The 15,563-nt window shown below is 72.3% G+C and carries 18 protein-coding genes; 11 read left to right on the forward strand and 7 right to left on the reverse strand.

Annotated features, from left to right (window positions below):
• The first annotated feature begins 11 nt into the window (after positions 1-11).
• The 5 genes from ACZ5K7_RS19380 to ACZ5K7_RS19400 are packed head-to-tail and all read left to right on the forward strand — an operon-like array spanning position 12 to position 4,274.
• Positions 12-1,013, forward strand: a complete 1,002-nt coding sequence (locus tag ACZ5K7_RS19380) for a GDP-mannose 4,6-dehydratase (protein ID WP_468914795.1) — start codon at positions 12-14, stop codon at positions 1,011-1,013.
• A gap of 43 nt (positions 1,014-1,056) precedes the next feature.
• On the forward strand, positions 1,057-1,770 hold the full coding sequence (locus ACZ5K7_RS19385; protein WP_468914796.1) for a nucleotidyltransferase family protein: 714 nt from the start codon (positions 1,057-1,059) through the stop codon (positions 1,768-1,770).
• A 7-nt stretch (positions 1,771-1,777) separates the two neighbouring features.
• Positions 1,778-2,671, forward strand: coding sequence for an NAD-dependent epimerase/dehydratase family protein (locus ACZ5K7_RS19390; protein ID WP_468914798.1), 894 nt, complete (start codon positions 1,778-1,780; stop codon positions 2,669-2,671).
• Entirely contained in the window at positions 2,668-3,330 is a 663-nt protein-coding gene (locus ACZ5K7_RS19395) for a spherulation-specific family 4 protein (RefSeq protein WP_351704149.1), read from the forward strand. The genes ACZ5K7_RS19390 and ACZ5K7_RS19395 overlap by 4 nt, the downstream gene beginning before the upstream one ends.
• An 8-nt stretch (positions 3,331-3,338) precedes the next feature.
• Positions 3,339-4,274 (forward strand): endo alpha-1,4 polygalactosaminidase, encoded by a 936-nt coding sequence (locus ACZ5K7_RS19400; protein ID WP_468914802.1) that lies wholly within the window; start codon positions 3,339-3,341, stop codon positions 4,272-4,274.
• Between the two features lie 210 nt (positions 4,275-4,484).
• Here ACZ5K7_RS19400 and ACZ5K7_RS19405 read toward each other — a convergent pair whose 3' ends face one another.
• Positions 4,485-4,811 carry an ATP-binding protein gene (locus ACZ5K7_RS19405; RefSeq protein WP_468914803.1) on the reverse strand — a complete coding sequence of 109 codons (327 nt, stop codon included), beginning with the start codon at positions 4,809-4,811 and terminating at the stop codon, positions 4,485-4,487.
• Between the two features lie 349 nt (positions 4,812-5,160).
• Between ACZ5K7_RS19405 and ACZ5K7_RS19410 the strand changes: the two genes are divergently transcribed.
• Genes ACZ5K7_RS19410 through ACZ5K7_RS19420 form a run of 3 tightly spaced genes read left to right on the forward strand, consistent with a single transcriptional unit; the run spans position 5,161 to position 7,141 of the window.
• Positions 5,161-6,036 carry a helix-turn-helix domain-containing protein gene (locus tag ACZ5K7_RS19410; RefSeq protein WP_351704158.1) on the forward strand — a complete coding sequence of 292 codons (876 nt, stop codon included), beginning with the start codon at positions 5,161-5,163 and terminating at the stop codon, positions 6,034-6,036.
• Positions 6,033-6,293: a DUF397 domain-containing protein gene (locus ACZ5K7_RS19415; RefSeq protein ID WP_351704161.1), complete on the forward strand. Its 261-nt coding sequence runs from the start codon at positions 6,033-6,035 to the stop codon at positions 6,291-6,293. Before ACZ5K7_RS19410 ends, ACZ5K7_RS19415 begins: the two co-directional genes overlap by 4 nt.
• Positions 6,294-6,334: 41 nt before the next feature.
• Entirely contained in the window at positions 6,335-7,141 is an 807-nt protein-coding gene (locus tag ACZ5K7_RS19420; protein WP_351704164.1) for an SAM-dependent methyltransferase, read from the forward strand.
• Between the two features lie 68 nt (positions 7,142-7,209).
• On the opposite strand, the gene ACZ5K7_RS19425 is transcribed toward ACZ5K7_RS19420, so the two are convergent.
• Positions 7,210-8,058, reverse strand: coding sequence for a chitosanase (locus ACZ5K7_RS19425; protein WP_468914805.1), 849 nt, complete (start codon positions 8,056-8,058; stop codon positions 7,210-7,212).
• 213 nt (positions 8,059-8,271) lie between these two features.
• On the opposite strand from ACZ5K7_RS19425, the gene ACZ5K7_RS19430 reads away from it, so the two are divergent.
• Positions 8,272-8,619, forward strand: a complete 348-nt coding sequence (locus ACZ5K7_RS19430; RefSeq protein WP_468914807.1) for a tetratricopeptide repeat protein — start codon at positions 8,272-8,274, stop codon at positions 8,617-8,619.
• Between the two features lie 230 nt (positions 8,620-8,849).
• On the opposite strand, the gene ACZ5K7_RS19435 is transcribed toward ACZ5K7_RS19430, so the two are convergent.
• The 3 genes from ACZ5K7_RS19435 to ACZ5K7_RS19445 are packed head-to-tail and all read right to left on the reverse strand — an operon-like array spanning position 8,850 to position 11,680.
• Complete coding sequence (locus ACZ5K7_RS19435) at positions 8,850-9,770, reverse strand: M56 family metallopeptidase (protein WP_468914809.1); 921 nt, start codon at positions 9,768-9,770, stop codon at positions 8,850-8,852.
• Positions 9,771-9,776: 6 nt separating this feature from the next.
• Positions 9,777-10,193 (reverse strand): BlaI/MecI/CopY family transcriptional regulator, encoded by a 417-nt coding sequence (locus tag ACZ5K7_RS19440; RefSeq protein ID WP_351704175.1) that lies wholly within the window; start codon positions 10,191-10,193, stop codon positions 9,777-9,779.
• 38 nt (positions 10,194-10,231) lie between these two features.
• The gene (locus tag ACZ5K7_RS19445; protein WP_468914812.1) at positions 10,232-11,680 is read right to left on the reverse strand and encodes a PepSY-associated TM helix domain-containing protein; all 1,449 of its coding nucleotides are present in this window, start codon (positions 11,678-11,680) and stop codon (positions 10,232-10,234) included.
• Positions 11,681-11,802: 122 nt separating this feature from the next.
• On the opposite strand from ACZ5K7_RS19445, the gene ACZ5K7_RS19450 reads away from it, so the two are divergent.
• A complete protein-coding gene (locus tag ACZ5K7_RS19450) occupies positions 11,803-12,447 on the forward strand; it encodes a peptide deformylase (RefSeq protein WP_351704181.1) in 645 nt (214 codons plus the stop codon).
• A 127-nt stretch (positions 12,448-12,574) separates the two neighbouring features.
• On the opposite strand, the gene ACZ5K7_RS19455 is transcribed toward ACZ5K7_RS19450, so the two are convergent.
• On the reverse strand, positions 12,575-14,002 hold the full coding sequence (locus ACZ5K7_RS19455; RefSeq protein ID WP_351704184.1) for a dihydrolipoyl dehydrogenase family protein: 1,428 nt from the start codon (positions 14,000-14,002) through the stop codon (positions 12,575-12,577).
• 134 nt (positions 14,003-14,136) lie between these two features.
• Between ACZ5K7_RS19455 and trxA the strand changes: the two genes are divergently transcribed.
• Positions 14,137-14,517: a thioredoxin gene (gene trxA / locus ACZ5K7_RS19460; protein WP_351704187.1), complete on the forward strand. Its 381-nt coding sequence runs from the start codon at positions 14,137-14,139 to the stop codon at positions 14,515-14,517.
• Positions 14,518-14,646: 129 nt separating this feature from the next.
• On the opposite strand, the gene ACZ5K7_RS19465 is transcribed toward trxA, so the two are convergent.
• On the reverse strand, positions 14,647-15,555 hold the full coding sequence (locus tag ACZ5K7_RS19465) for an aldo/keto reductase (RefSeq protein WP_468914815.1): 909 nt from the start codon (positions 15,553-15,555) through the stop codon (positions 14,647-14,649).
• Positions 15,556-15,563: the final 8 nt, after the last annotated feature.

A 15,563-nucleotide genomic window follows, 5' to 3' on the forward strand; every position in this document is an offset into this window, starting at 1 on the left:
GGAAACGACAGTTGACCTCCGCACCGCTCGCCGCCGTCACCGGGGCCGAGGGTTTCATCGGCTCGCACCTCACCGAGGCGCTGGTCGCCTCCGGTCACCGGGTGCGGGCCATGGCCCAGTACAACTCCTTCTCCTCCTACGGCTGGCTGGAGACCCTGTCCCAGGACGTCCTGGACCAGGTGGAGATCGTCCTCGGTGACGTCCGGGACCCGGGCTCGGTCCGCGGCCTCCTGGAAGGCGCCGACACCGCCTACCACCTGGCCGCGCTGATCGCGATCCCGTACTCCTACCAGGCCCCGCACAGCTACGTGGACACCAACGTCACCGGCACGCTCAACGTGCTGGAGGCGGTCCGCGCGCTCGGCACGCCCCGGCTGGTACACACCTCGACCAGCGAGACGTACGGCACCGCCCGGACCGTGCCGATCACCGAGGACCATCCGATCAACACCCAGTCCCCGTACGCCGCTTCGAAGGCCGGCGGCGACCGGCTCGCCGACAGCTACCACGCCAGCTTCGACACCCCGGTGGTGACGCTGCGGCCGTTCAACACCTTCGGGCCGCGCCAGTCGATGCGGGCGGTGATCCCCACCGTGATCGGCCAGCTGGCGGCCGGGGAGCGCACCATCACGCTCGGCGATCTGCGTCCCACCCGGGACTTCATGTTCGTCAAGGACACCGCCCAGGCGTTCCTGACGGTCGGCACCGCGCCCGCCGAGCAGGTGGTGGGCCGTACCTTCAACGCCGGTACCGGCGGGGAGATCTCGGTCGGCGACCTGGTCGCGCTGATCGGCAAGGTGATGGACACCGCCGTCGACGTCCGCGCGGACGAGGCCCGGATCCGGCCCGCCAACTCCGAGGTGATGCGGCTGGTCGCCGACGCGAGCCGGCTCACCGCGGCGACCGGCTGGCGGCCCGGCCACTCCCTGGAGGAGGGCCTCACGCACACCGTGGAGTTCTTCCGCGACCCGGCCAACCTCGCCCGGTACAAGACCGGCATCTACAACATCTGACCTCGTCCGGAACGTCTGCGCACGTACACGAAGGAGGAGCCCCATGCACGCAGTGATCCTGGCCGGAGGCAAGGGCGTCCGGCTGCGGCCCTACACGACCGCGCTGCCCAAGCCGCTGGTCCCCATCGGCGACCAGCACGCGATCCTGGAGATCGTGCTGCGCCAGCTCGCCACCGCCGGCTTCACCAGCGTCACCCTGGCCATCGGCCACCTCGGCGAGATCATCCGCGCCTATGTCGGCGACGGCACCCAGTGGGGGCTGACTGTCGACTACGCCACCGAGGAGAGCCCGCTGGGCACCATGGGTCCGCTGCTCAACCTGCGTCACCGGCTGCCCGAGACGTTCCTGGTGATGAACGGCGACATCCTCACCGACCTCGACTACGCCGACGTCCTGGACCGGCACAGAGGCTCCGGCGCGCCGCTGACCATCGCCACCTACGCCCGCAAGGTGCACATCGACTTCGGGGTGCTGACCACCGACGACAGCAAGGTCGTGGCGTTCACCGAGAAGCCGAGCATGGACTACCAGGTCTCCATGGGCGTGTACGGGCTCTCCCGTGCGACGCTGGAGGAGTACACGCCCGGACTCCCTCTCGGCTTCGACGAGTTGGTGCTGGATCTGCTCAAGGCGGAGACTCCCCCGCACGCCTACGAGTTCGAGGGGTACTGGCTGGACATCGGGCGTCCGGACGACTACGACCGGGCCAACGCCGAGTTCACCACCCGCAAGTCGCTTCTGCTCAAGGGAGCCTGAGCTCGTCATGCGCATTCTCGTCCTGGGCCACTCCGGCTATCTGGGCACCCATGTCACCGCGGGACTGCGGGCCGTGCCCGGGGCGCAGGTCCTCGGCGGCGGTCGCTCGGCCGGCGCGGACCACCGCGTCGACCTCGCCTCCGTCCGCCCGGAGCAGCTGGCCAAGACCCTGGCGGCGGTCGCGCCCGACACGGTGGTCAACTGTGCGGGCGCGACCGGGGGCGACGCGGTGGGGCTCGCCGAGGTCAACGCCCGCGGCCCGGCGGTGCTGTGCGCCGCGCTGCGCGACGCGGCCCCGGCGGCCCGTCTGGTACACCTCGGTTCGGCCGCCGAGTACGGCCCCGGCACCCCTGACGCCCCGGTCACCGAGTCGGCACCGACCTGCCCGGCCGCCCCGTACGGCGCGACCAAGCTGGCGGGCACGGTCGCGGTGACCGCGTCCGGCCTGGACGCGGTGGTGCTGCGGGTGGGCAACCCGGTGGGGCCCGGGGCGCCGGCCGCCTCGCTGCCCGGCCGGATCACCGCGCTGCTGCGCGAGGCGGGTCCGGACCCGGAGGCGGTGCTGCGGCTGGGCGACCTGTCGGCGTACCGCGACTTCGTGGACGTCCGGGACGTGGCCCGCGCGGTGGTCCTCGCGGCCACCGCAGCCGGACCGCCGCCGCCCGTCCTCAACGTCGGCGGCGGCCGGGCCGTCCCGGTGCGTGAGCTGGTGCACGCGCTGGCCGCCCGGGCCGGCTTCCGCGGCCGTATCGAGGAGAGTACGGGCGGCTCGGTACGGTCGGCGCGGGTGTCGTGGCAGTGCTCCGACATCTCCGCCGCCGAGCGGGCCCTGGGCTGGCGCCCGGCGCACACTCTGGAGGACGCGCTCGCCGCGCTGTGGGAGAGCGACGGTACGCGGTGAGCCTGCTGATTCCGCTGTATGTGCATCCGGCCGAGGACCCGGGTGCCTGGCACCGCCTGATCACCGCCGCGAAGGGCACCTACGGTGTGGTCCTCAACCCGGCGAACGGCCCCGGCGACCGCCCCGACCCGGCGTTCACCGCCGCGGCCGACGCCCTGCGGTCGGCCGGGGCGCTCCTCCTCGGGTACGTCGACACCGACTACGGGATGCGCGGAGCGGCCGAGGTCACCGAGGACGTGCGCCGGCACGAGGAGTGGTACGCGGCCGACGGCTGCTTTCTCGACCGGGTGACGGCGACTCCTCAGGCGCTGCCCGCCTGCCGCCGACTGGTGCGTGCCGTACGGAAGTCGGGCGCGGGGACGGTCGTGCTCAACCCGGGCGTCCATCCGGCGCCGGGCTATGTCCGCCTCGCCGACCTGACCGTCACCTTCGAGGGACACTGGTCGACGTACGTCTCGGCGTTCAGCAGACCGGCGTGGGCCGCCCGGCAGCCGCCCGAGCGGCTGTGCCACCTGGTCTACGGTGTGCCCGAGGCCCTCGTCCCGCTCGCGGTACGGACCGCGCACGAGCGGGGCGCGGCGGTGTGCGGCCCGGTGACGGGCGAACCGCCCAATCCCTGGGCCCAGTTGACTCCGGCGTTGACGGGGGCGCAGCTATGAGGGGACGGGTGGTTCTGACCGCGGCCGTCCTGGCGGGGCTCCTGGCGGGCTGCTCCGCACACCGGGACTCGCCCTCCGCGCACTCGAAGGCTCCCTCCAGGCCCGCGGACTCCTCGACCGCGCGCGGGAACTCCCCCACCACGCCGGCCGGGACCCCCACCGCCGAGCCGTCCGGGTCCGCCCCCACCCGCCCGGCCTCACCCACCGCCGGACCGACGGACTCCGCCGGGGCCCGGCCCGCCAAGTCCCTCTGGAGACCCAGGCCCGGTCTGGCCTGGCAGTGGCAACTGGACGGAGAGGTCAAGCCGACGGTGGACGTACCCGTCTACGACATCGACGGCTTCGAGAACTCCAGGGCGGACGTGGCCCGGCTGCACGCCGCCGGCCGGAAGGTCATCTGCTATGTCAACGTCGGCGCCTGGGAGAACTTCCGGCCCGACAAGGACGACTTCCCGCGCTCGGTGCTCGGCAGCACCAACGGCTGGGCCGGCGAACGCTGGCTCGACATCCGCAAGTTGTCCGTGCTGCGCCCGATCATGGAGCGCCGCTTCGACATGTGCCGTGACAAGGGCTTCGACGCGGTCGAGCCCGATCTGGTGGAGGGGTACGGCAACGACACCGGGTTCCACCTCACCGCCGCCGACCAGCTCCGTTACAACCGCATGATCGCGGACATCGCGCATGCGCGCGGAATGTCGGTGGGCCTGAAGAACGACCTCCCGCAGATCCCGCAACTGCTCGCGGACTTCGACTTCGCGGTCAACGAGGAGTGCGCCCAGTACGACGAGTGCGCGCGCCTCGCCCCGTTCGTCGAGGCGGACAAGGCCGTGTTCCACGTCGAGTACGAGGAACCGCCCAGTGCCTTCTGCGCCGAGTCCCGGCGGCTGGGTCTGTCGTCGATGCAGAAGAAGCTGGAACTGGGGGTGTGGCGCAAGCCCTGCTGACCGCGGCCCGAGCCGGACCGCGGCCGGCCGCTTCCGGAGCCCGGCGGATGTGGAAGTGCCCCGGTGAGCACGGTCACCCTCCCCCAAGGGGGTATCCGTGCTCACCGGGGCCGGCGCCGGCTCTGCCGGTTCTCCGCAGAGTCGGATCGGGCGAGTCCCCCACTCGCCCGCCCGGCACCCCCCATCCCCCCTGGGTGCCCGGCGCCTGTGTCAGGGCGTCAGTGTGGCCCACACGGCGTGGCCGCTGGTGAGCCGGGACCGGTCGACGCCCCAGGAGTCGGCGAGTTCCTCGACGAGCAGCAGTCCCCGGCCGCCCTCGTCGTCGGGGCCCGGCTCGCGCCGGAGCAGACCTCGCCGCGAGTAGTCGTGGTCGTGCACCTCCAGTCGCAGACACCCGTCGGTGATCATGCCCATGCCACACAGAATGCGGACGCTGAACGTGTGCCGGATGGCGTTGGTGACCAGCTCGGACACGAGCAGCACCGCGTCCTCGCACAGCTCGCCTGGCATCCCCCACGCGCTCAGGCGCTCTCTCATGGAGCGGCGGGCGACTCTGACGCTGGAGCGGTGCGAGGGCAGCTCGATCCAGTGCGCCTGGTCGGGGTCGACGACGTCTAACAGGTCGAGTGGGGAGGTCGCGTGGGGGGACACCTGGTTGCCTTCCGTGAGGCGGCTGCGGCGGGGAGCAGGCAGAGCTGAGCAACGTCCGCACGGGAGACGTACGTTGCCCGTGAGCGTGACCGCGATTTACTCAAGTAACTATGCTCGCAGTCGGGTTCACCCTGCAACCGACTCCCTGATAATTTCAGAATGCCGGTGTCGGTGTGGTCGCTTCATCAAGTGCCTGTCAGACTCGTACCGGTGACGTTCCCTCAGGAGGTAGGGCGTGAGCGAAGGCCGGTCGAACGCGAGCAGCGCCAGTGCGCCCACCGTGCTGCGCATGATCCTGGGCCGCAGGCTCCAGGAGCGGCGCCAGGAAGCGGGCGTGTCACTGGACGAGGCGGCGCGGGCGCTGCGGGTCGCTCCCCTGACCATCCGCCGCCTGGAGAAGGCGGAGGTGGCGCTCAAGCCTCTCTACGTCGAGAAACTCCTTGAGACCTACGGCGCCGACCGGCAGGAGACCGACGAGTTCGTCGCCTTCGCCGAGCGCGCCAACGAGCCCGGCTGGTGGCACACCTACCGTGACGTGCTGCCCACCTGGTTCAGCGCCTACGTGAGCCTGGAGACCGGCGCGAAGACCCTGCGCACCTACGAGCCGCACTACGCCACGGGGCTGCTGCAGACCCCCGAGTACGCGCGTTCGGTACTGAGCGGCGGCTTCCCGAACGACCGCGACGAGGACCTGGAACGGCGCGTGAACCTCCGGCTGCGCCGGCAGGCCCTGCTGGAGCGGGCCGACGCGCCCACCCTGTGGGTGGTCATGGAGGAGGCCGTCCTGCACCGGGTGGTCGGCGGCCCCCAGGTGATGCGGACGCAGATCGAACGGCTCCTGGAGGTCTCGGAGCTGGAGCACGTCAGCGTCGACGTCGTGCCGTTCACCGCCGGCGCCCATGTGGGCGCGTGCGCCCCGTTCACCTACTTCCGTTTCGAGGAGCCCGAGCTTCCCGACGTCGTCTACAGCGAGATCCTCTCCGGCGCGATGTACCTGGACCAGCGCTCCGACGTCGTCGCCCATCTGGAGGCGCACAACCGCATGTCCCTGCTGACCTCCGACGCGCAGAGCAGGGCGCTCCTGAACCGCATGCGCAAGGAGTACGCATGACCATCATCGACGGCAGTGCCCACGACGTGTACAACGGCATGCCCGCCTCGGACCTCGGTGAGCAGGGCTGGGAGTCGCCCTGGAGCGGTCCCAACGGAGGTCAGTGCGTGCAGACGAAGCAACTCGCCGACGGCCGGGTGGCGCTGCGCCAGTCGACCGACCCCGCCGGCCCCGCGCTGATCTACACCCCCGAAGAGATCACGGCGTTCGTCGCCGGGGTCAAGCGGGGCCTCGCCGACCATCTGACCACCGGCTGACCTCCCCCCTCCCCCCAGGCACCCCCTCCGAAAGGTTCAGGATGACCAACTCGCAAGCGGCGCGGGACATCGACACCAGCAGGCCCCACTCCGCCCGCATGTACGACTACTACCTCGGCGGCAAGGACCACTTCGAGGTCGACAAGCACGCGGCCGAGACCGTGGCCTCCGCCTACCCCGGCATCTTCGTCTGCGCCCGCGAGAACCGCGCCTTCATGCACCGCGCCACCCGCGTCCTCGCCCGGGAGCACGGCATCCGGCAGTGGCTGGACATCGGCACCGGCATCCCCACCGAGCCGAACCTGCACCAGGTGGCCCAGTCCGTGGTCCCCGAGGCACGGGTGGTGTACGCCGACAACGACCCGCTCGTGCTCAAGTACGCCGAGCGTCTGATGCGCAGCACGACGGAGGGCCGCACCACCTACATCGAGGCCGATGTCAACGACCCGCAGACGCTGCTCGACGCCCCCGAGCTGTCCGACATCCTGGACCTGGACCAGCCGGTGGCACTGTCCCTGAACGCCCTGATGCACTTCGTCACGGACGCCCAGGACCCGTACGGCATCGTCAGCCGCCTGCTGGCCGTGCTCCCCTCGGGCAGCGCACTCGCCCTGAGCCACTGCACGCCCGACTTCGACCCGGCCACCTGGCAGAAGGTCACGGACATCTACAACGGCGCCGGCACTCCGGTGCAGTTCCGCTCGCGCGAGGACGTGGCTCGCTTCTTCGACGGGCTCGAACTGCTCGACCCCGGCGTCTCGGTCGGCCACCGCTGGCGCCCGGACGGCGAATCGACCGCCACCGACGCGGAGGTCAGCCTGTGGACCGGGGTGGGCATCAAGCCGTAGCACGGACGGGCTGTCGTACCGCACGGTGACACGGCGGTACGACAGCCCGGAACAGCCCCGGGTACAGGTCAGCCGATGTGGTAGCTGTCCCCGTACACCTTCCAGTCCAGCGGGGTGTTCAGGCACAGGTTGCCCTTGTTCAGGAAGACCCGCTGCTCGGTGTCGACCCGGGTGGTGTCGCTGTGGGCCTCCTCCTGCTTCATGGCCCAGACCCGCGCGTCGAGGAAGGCGTTGAGGTACGTCGCCTCGTTGCCGCCCTGCGCCGGCGGCTTCGCTTGGCCGAGGGCGCGCTTGCGTATGTTGCGGAAGCTGGTGGGGTCGTCGCCGTCGCCGTGCATGACGATGGCGTCGTAGTAGGCGAACTGCCCCAGCGTGCCGAGCCCGTCCGTCCTGCCCTGCTGTACGGCCGGGTTGAAGTACACCCGGTCGCGCTCGTCGTTCTGCGCCTGCTGGAAGGCGGTGTCCTGGGCGGCCTTGCGCCAGTCCGCGGGGAAGTTCGGGTCGAGGCCGGAGTGCGAGTCGGTTCCGTTGACCCGGCGCAGCGCCGGGAGGTACTTGGCGAGGACGTTGCCGGGCTTGCGGTCGGTGTAGAGCTGCACGAGGTCGAGCATGTCGCCGGTGCCGGAGCAGAATCCGATGATCCCGGCGGTGTAGCCGCGGCCGTCGCCGATGTCCTCGATGTACTTGTACTGCGCCTTCCAGTCGAGCGAGGAGTTCTCCGCGCTCGACACCAGCTTCATGGCGATCTCCTTCTTCGCCGGGTCGTCGAGGCCCACACAGCTCGCGGCCGCCGAGGCGGCGGAGGCGTGCGCGGGACGCAGCAGGACGGCACCGGCCGCGGACGCGCCCAGCAGGGCGAGCAGGGCGCGCCGGGAGGTCAGGGCAGGGGGCGTCGTGGGGTTGTTCGGATGCCTCACGTGGGCTCCAGAAGGTGGTGGGGGGTGGACTGGGATCCACTATTAGGAAGGTTTCCTATCAGAGCTAACCGGTGATGTGTACCCGTCACACTGAAAGTTCGTAGAGTCGAACAAGACAGGTACGGACCACGACGTGGCGGCCGGATCCGCGTCGAGCGAGTGGTGGAATATTCAACTACCTCGCTCCGTTGACGTCCCCGAAGGAGGTCACGAGTGGACACCACGTACTACGACCAGGGAACTCTCGCCGAACGCTGGGACCGCGCCCAGCTGTTCTTCGACGCCAAGGACTACGCGGGCGCCGCGCGGGTGCTCGCCGGGCTGGTCGAGGAGGTGCCGGAGCAGACCGGACCGCGGCTGCTGCTGGCGCGCGCCTACTACCACTCGGCCCAACTGGGCCGGGCCGAGGCCGAGTTGCGCGAGATCGTGGAGCGCGACCCGGTGGAGCACTACGCCCGGCTGATGCTGGGCCGCACGCTCGAGCGGCAGGCCCGGCACGACGAGGCGGAACCGCATCTGCGTCTGGCCTCGGCGCTGGCGGGCGACTTCCCGCAGGAGTGAGGAAACGGAACGTCAGGGCCCCGGGTCTTCCCGGGGCCCTTCTCGGTGTCCGGACGCCGTCGGTGCCGGCGACCGGGCCGGCAGGTCGTCGCCGCCGGCCACGCCGGTGAGCCGCCCGCCGGCGGTCGCGGACGACGGCGGGCGATCCACCGCGCAGCCGACGCCGCTTCCGGTCGTGCACGCAGGCGCGGAGTGCCCGTCCGGAAGCAGGCGTGGCCCGGTCCGTGCCGTCAGAGCGGGGTGGCCGCGCGCAGGATCAGGAAGAGGGTGACCGCCGAGTTCGCCGAGGACATCGCCGACACGACGGCGCCCGCGGCCGCGCCCCAGACGGCGAGACCGGCCCCGGTGAACGCCGGCGGCCAGCCGCCGGACGACGGGGCGGGACCGAGGAGCGCGGCGACCCGGCGCGGCACCGGTCCGGCGGCGGCCAGCGCGGCCAGGGTGGGGGCCGGGGTGCCCCGCGACAGCAGTGCCGCCCTGCCGATGGCCCGGGCGACCGTGCGCCGGTCCCCCACCGAGCGGGCCGCCGCCTCGTCCGCCCACCGCTCGGCGGTGTAGGCGACCGCGGTGCGCAGGGGCCGCAGGAAGGGGTTGGCGTGTGCCGCCAGGTGGACGGCGAGCAGGTAGCGGTGGTGCCGGGCGGCGACATGGGCGCGTTCGTGGGCGAACAGGGCCCGGCGCTCACCTGGAGCGAGACCGTCGAGGAGCGCGGTGGTGACGACGATCCGGTCGGGCAGCGCGTAGGCGTAGGGGGTGCGGTCGGGCAGGACCGCCACCTCACGGCCGGGCAGTCCGGTCAGCGCCCGCCGGGCCAGCCGGGTGACCCTGCGGTGCCGGTGGAGGGTGCGACCGCACAGGACGGCGACCACGCCGAGGGCGGGGATGGCGGCGCGGCCCGCGATGTCGTCGCGCGGGACCGCGGCCCGTACCTCCGGGTCGGACCAGCCGTCCGGAAGGGGGTTGCCGGGGAGCTGGGCGGTGCCGGCCACCATCAGCAGGGCCAGGCAGAGCGTGCTGCACACGGCCATCACCGCGGCCACCGCGGTGAGCAGCCGGGTGGCGGTGCGCGGATGCAGCCGCCCCTCGGCCAGCCGGGCGACCGGCCAGGCGGTCAGCGGCAGGACCAGCGGCAGGAAGACGAAGACCCCCATGGGCGGTCAGTCTTCCGTACCGCCGTGGTCGGTGTGCGCGGTGTTCCGACTGTTCACCCGGCCCGGCCCGGCGGTCTCCAGGAGCGCCCGCAGCACCTGCTCGTCACCGGGCGGCAGCGCGGTGACGAAGCTCGCCAGGACGGCCTCGCGGTCCCGTTCGCCGTCGAGGAGCCGGCGCATCCGCAGCGCGGCGAGCCGGGCCACGTCCGCGGTCGGCGTCCACAGGAAGGCGCGCCCCTGCCGTTCCCGGGCGACGACGTCCTTGGCCAGCAGCCGGGTCAGGATGGTCACCACGGTCGTGTAGGCGAGGTCGCCGCCGAGCCGCTCCTGCACCCAGGCGGCGGTGACGGGACCGCCCGCTTCACGCAGCGCGCCCAGCACCTGGCCCTCCAGCTCCCCCTGCCCGCGCCGGGCCCGCACCATAGTCCCGTCTCCCTCCGGCGTCGGCGTGTCTGTCCACGCTACTTCACGCCGCCCCTGCTCCCGTACGTCCGCCGTCCGCGGCGGTGCGCGACCTCGCCGAGCGCGATGTCCACGGCGATGAACGCGGCGAGCGGGATGCCGAGCAGGGGCACGAAGTAGCCGACCACCGCGATCACCGCCATCGCCGGGACGAGCAGGTACGGCGGGACCTCCGCCCAGGCTCCGCGCGGGATCGGCCGCCCGAAGGAGGAGCCGCGGCCGCGCTGCCACCACATGCGGTAGCCCCACAGGATCAGCAGGATCAGGGAGAGCGCGAGCAGCGCCAGGGCCAACTGGTTGACGATGCCGAAGAGGATGCCGGTGTGCAGGTCGATGCCCCAGCGGGTGAGTTTCGCGAGCACCGGATAGTCGGCGAACCGCAGGACGTCGGTCACCTCACCGGTGGCCGGGTCGACGGCGACGGAGTCCTGCTTCTCGGGCCAGCTGCGCTGCACCTGCCGGACGACGTAGGCGCTGTTCGCGTCGGCGGGCGGGACGATCTCGACGGGGTTGCCGAGGCCCTCGGCGCGGGCGGCCGCGAGCACCTTGTCCAGGCCCACCCCGTGGTCGGCGGCGCCGCCGGTCATGGACGCCATGTCGTGCCCGGCGTGTTCGCCGCCGCTCGCGGCCGCCGAGACGGACGGGGTGGCCTGGCCGAGCGAGGTGCGCAGCTCGTCGATGTTGGCACCGGCGTAGGTGGACCAGGTCAGGCCGGTCGCCGACAGGAAGACGAAACCGGCGGCCGCCCAGACGCCGACAGTGCCGTGCAGGCCGAGGGTGCGCCGCCGCCCGCTGGTGCCGCGCACCTTGCGCAGCGCCCGCCGCCGGGAGAACCACAGCACCAGTCCGCCGCCCGCGATCACCCACAGCCAGCTCGCCGCGAACTCGCTGTAGAGCCGCCCGGTGTCGCCCAGGTGCAGATCGCGGTGGAGTTCGTCGATCCAGGTGCGCAGCGGCAGCGCGCCGGTCGAGCCGTACTGTTCGAGCGCGCCGCGCACCTTCCCGGTGTACGGGTCGACGAACACGGCGAGGGTGTGGTCCGCGCCGACGCCCTTCACCCCCGACAGCAGCACCCTGGTGGTCGCGTCCGCCTCGGGGGCCGGCCGTATCGCGGAGACGGTCCCCTCGGGGTGGGCCTTGCGGGCCGCGGCGACCTGCTCGGAGATCGGCAGCTCGGTGCCGCCCACCGGGACGGTCAGCTCATGGGCGTACACCAGCTTCTCGGCCTGGAAGGAACAGGCGTACAGCAGGCCGGTGGTGGCGGCGACGAGCAGGAAGGGGGCGACCAGGACACCGGCGTAGAAGTGCAGGCGCAGGACGAGGGGGCGCAACGGGGCCCAACGGCTCGGGGACGCGGCCGGGACGGCCGGTTGCGGGGCCTCGTCCGATGGGGGTCCCCCCGATCGAGCGGAGCCGAGATGGGGGGAGGTCGAGGGGACGCTGGACATCGGGGCTTCTCCGGGGACTCGTGCGAGAGCGGTGACGGTCCAGTAGTCGGGGGGTGAAGAGGCCGAGTTCCCGGAGGGTAAAGTGACCCGCGTCACATTCGCTGTCATGGCATGCTGGCTCGATGGCATCTCCCAGTGATCGCGCACCTCTTGCCGAGCGGGTCGAGGAACTCCTCGCCGCCGGCGGCCCGTTGCCCATCGTCGCGGTCGGCGACCCGGTCCTGCGGCGCGGGACCGAACCGTACGACGGCCAGTTGGGCCCCGAGCTGCTGGCCCGGTTCGTCGGGGCGCTGCGCGACACCATGCACGCGGCACCGGGTGTGGGCCTGGCCGCTCCGCAGGTCGGCGTCCCGCTGCGGCTCGCGGTGATCGAGGACCCGGCGCCGGTGCCCGAGGAGGTCGCCGTCGCCCGCGGCCGAGTCCCGCAGCCGTTCCGCGTCCTGGTCAACCCGGTCTACGAGCCCGTCGGCGGCGCCCGCGCCGCCTTCTTCGAGGGCTGCCTGAGCGTGCCGGGCTATCAGGCGGTGGTGGCCCGGCACGCCGAGGTACGACTGCTCGGCCAGGACGAGCACGGCCGCGCGGTCGACGAGGTGTTCTCGGGGTGGCCGGCCCGGATCGTCCAGCACGAGACCGACCACCTCGACGGCACGCTCTACCTGGACCGCGCGGAGCTGCGCTCGCTGTCGTCGACCGAGGCGATGGCGGAACGCTGGGCCGAGCCGACCCCGACGACGGCTGCGGCGGAGCTGGGCTTCAAGTTGCCCTGACCGACCGGCGCCCCGTCCTGTGTCCTGGGGGGTGCGGGGCCGCGTCCCTGTACGGCTGCCGCCGCGCGGGCGCGACCAGCCACGACGGCGCCGCGGACGAGCCGCGCCCCACGCCCCCCGTCGGCCCTCACCCCCGATACGCCTCCAGCAACCGCAGCCACACCTCGCTCAGCGTCGGATACGACGGCACCGCATGCCACAGCCGGCTGATCGGCACCTGCCCGGCCACGGCGATCGTCGCCGAGTGGATCAGCTCGCCCACACCCGGCCCCACGAAGGTGACCCCGCGCAGGATCTCCGCCTCCAGGTCGACGACCATGCGGGCGCGGCCCTTGTAGCCGTCGGCGTACAGTCCCGCACCGGCGACCGAGGAGAACTCGACGTCGACGGCGCGCACCCGGTACCCGGCCTCCTCCGCCTCCGCGAGGGAGAGGCCGACCGCCGCCGCCTCCGGGTCGGTGAAGACGACCTGCGGTACGGCGTGGTGGTCGGCGGTGGCCGCATGGGCACCCCAGGGGCCGTCCGGGAGGGGCGTGTCCGAGGCCCGGGCGGCGATGGTGTCGCCCGCGATCCGGGCCTGGTACTTGCCCTGGTGGGTGAGGAGAGCCCGGTGGTTGACGTCCCCGACGGCGTAGAGCCAGTCGGTGCCCTCGACCAGGAGGGTGTCGTCGACGGTGAGCCAGGAGCCCGGTTCCAGGCCGACGGTGTCCAGGCCGATGTCGTCGGTGTGCGGGACGCGCCCGGTGGCGAAGAGGATCTCGTCGGCCTCGATGCGGTCGCCGGCGTCGGTCACGGCCACGACCGTGCCGTTCTCGCGGGTCACCGACGCCACGGAGGTGCCGGTGCGGACGTCGACGCCGGCCTCCTTGAGTGCCTCGGCGACGAGTTCGCCGGCGAACGGCTCCATGCGGTTGAGCAGCCCCTTGCCGCGGACCAGCAGGGTGACCCGGGAGCCGAGGGCCTGCCAGGCGGTGGCCATCTCGGTGGCGACGACACCGCCGCCGACGACGATCAGCCGGCCGGGCGCCTCCTGGGCGCTGGTGGCCTCGCGGCTGGTCCAGGGCTTGACCTCGGCGAGTCCGGGCAGGTGGGGCAGCTGGGCGCGGGTGCCGGTGGCGACGGCGACCGCGTGCCGGGCGGTGAGGGTGGTGAGGGTGCCGTCCGGGCCGGTCACGGTGACCGTGCGGGGCCCGGCGAGGCGGCCGTGGCCGCGGTACAGGTCGGCGCTGATGCCGTCGAGCCAGCCGACCTGGCCGTCGTCCTTCCAGTTCGAGGTGAAGTAGTCGCGGCGGGCGAGGACCGCGGGGGTGTCGAGGGGGCCCTGGACCGCCTGGGCGAGGCCGGGCAGGCGGCGGGCGTCCGCCTGGGCGATGACCGGGCGCAGGAGGGCCTTGCTGGGCATGCACGCCCAGTACGAGCATTCGCCGCCGACGAGCTCGCTCTCCACGATCGCGGTGGAGAGGCCGGCCGCACGGGTGCGGCCGGCGACGTTCTCCCCCACGGGCCCGGCACCGAGCACCACGACGTCGTAAGCGATGGATTCCGTTTCCGTCATGTGGTCAGTCTTGCGGGTGGGGTGCGCCGAGGCCACACGGGTAGGCGGCCGGAATACCCACCCGGCCGGACGTGTTGTGCGGACGGTTCGTCCCGGAGCGGGGCGCCCCCCACATCAGGAAGAGGGAAACACGCATGAGCAGCACCGTGGAACTCACCAAGGAGAACTTCGACCAGACGGTCACCGAGAACGAGTTCGTTCTCATCGACTTCTGGGCGTCCTGGTGTGGCCCGTGCCGTATGTTCGCGCCGGTCTACGAGAAGGCCGCGCAGGACAACCCGGACCTGGTCTTCGCGAAGGTCGACACCGAGGCGCAGCCGGAGCTGGCCGCGGCCTTCGACATCCAGTCGATCCCGACACTGATGATCGTCCGCGACCAGGTCGCCGTCTTCGCCCAGCCGGGTGCCCTCCCGGAGGCCGCCCTGACGGACGTCATCGGGCAGGCCCGCAAGCTGGACATGGACGAGGTACGCAAGAGCATCGCCGCGCAGCAGGGCAGCGCGCAGGGCGAGTGACGACCTACCGCCGGGGTGACAAGCTACCGCCTGAGCAACACCGCATAGCCGCAGTTAGGCCCCCTAACTGCGGCTATATCTCTGAGCGGGGCTCCCACAGCTCCCCCAGCTCCCCCAGGCAACGACCCGCTATGCGCCGGCCCGCTGCGGCGAGGTGAGGCGTGCCATCTCCTCCTCCGTCAGTCGCAGCGCGCCGGCCGCCATGTTCTGCGCGAGGTGGTCCGGATCACCGGTCCCCGGGATCGCCAGCACGTGCGGCCCCTGCTGCAAGGTCCAGGCCAGCCTGACCTGCGCCGTGGACACACCGTGGGCGCGGGCGACGGCGCACACCGCCTCGCTGTCACCGGCGACCGGACCCGCCTCGCGCCCGGTACCGGCGATCGCGAAGAACGGGACGAAGGCGAGGCCGAGTTCACCGCAGAGCCGCAGGAGTGCCCGTTCCTCGCTCGCCGCACCGACCCCGTACGGGTTCTGCACGCAGACGACGGGGGCGATGGCCTGGGCCTCGGCCAGTTGCTCGGAGGTGACGTTGGAGAGGCCCAGGTGGCGGATCAGCCCGGCATCGCGCAGCTCGGACAGCACGCCGAAGTGCTCGCCGATCGAGCCGGTGCGCCCGCTCGGTGGCACGCGCAGGTTCACCACGTCCAGGTGATCGCGGCCGAGTTGGCGCAGGTTCTCCTCGACCTGGCCGCGCAGTTGGGCCGGTGCGGCCCACCACCACGCGCCCGAGGGATCGCGGCCCGGCCACACCTTGGTGGCGATGACCAGTTCCTCCGGGTACGGCGCCAGCGCCCGGTTGATCAGCTCGTTGGCGGAGCGCGTCGCCGAGAAGTAGAACGCGGCGGTGTCGATGTGGTTCACGCCGAGCTCGACCGCCCGCCGGAGCACGCCGATCGACCGGTCGCGGTCCCGCGGCACGCCGTGGTCGAAGGGCGCGGTACCCGTCAGGCGCATCGCCCCGAACCCGACGCGGTTGACGGTCAGGTCACCGAGTCGCCAAGTACCCGCGGGCGCCGCGGTGTTCGTGCGTGGGCTCATGACATGGA

The sequence above is a fragment of the Streptomyces sp. NPDC031497 genome (assembly GCF_055580905.1).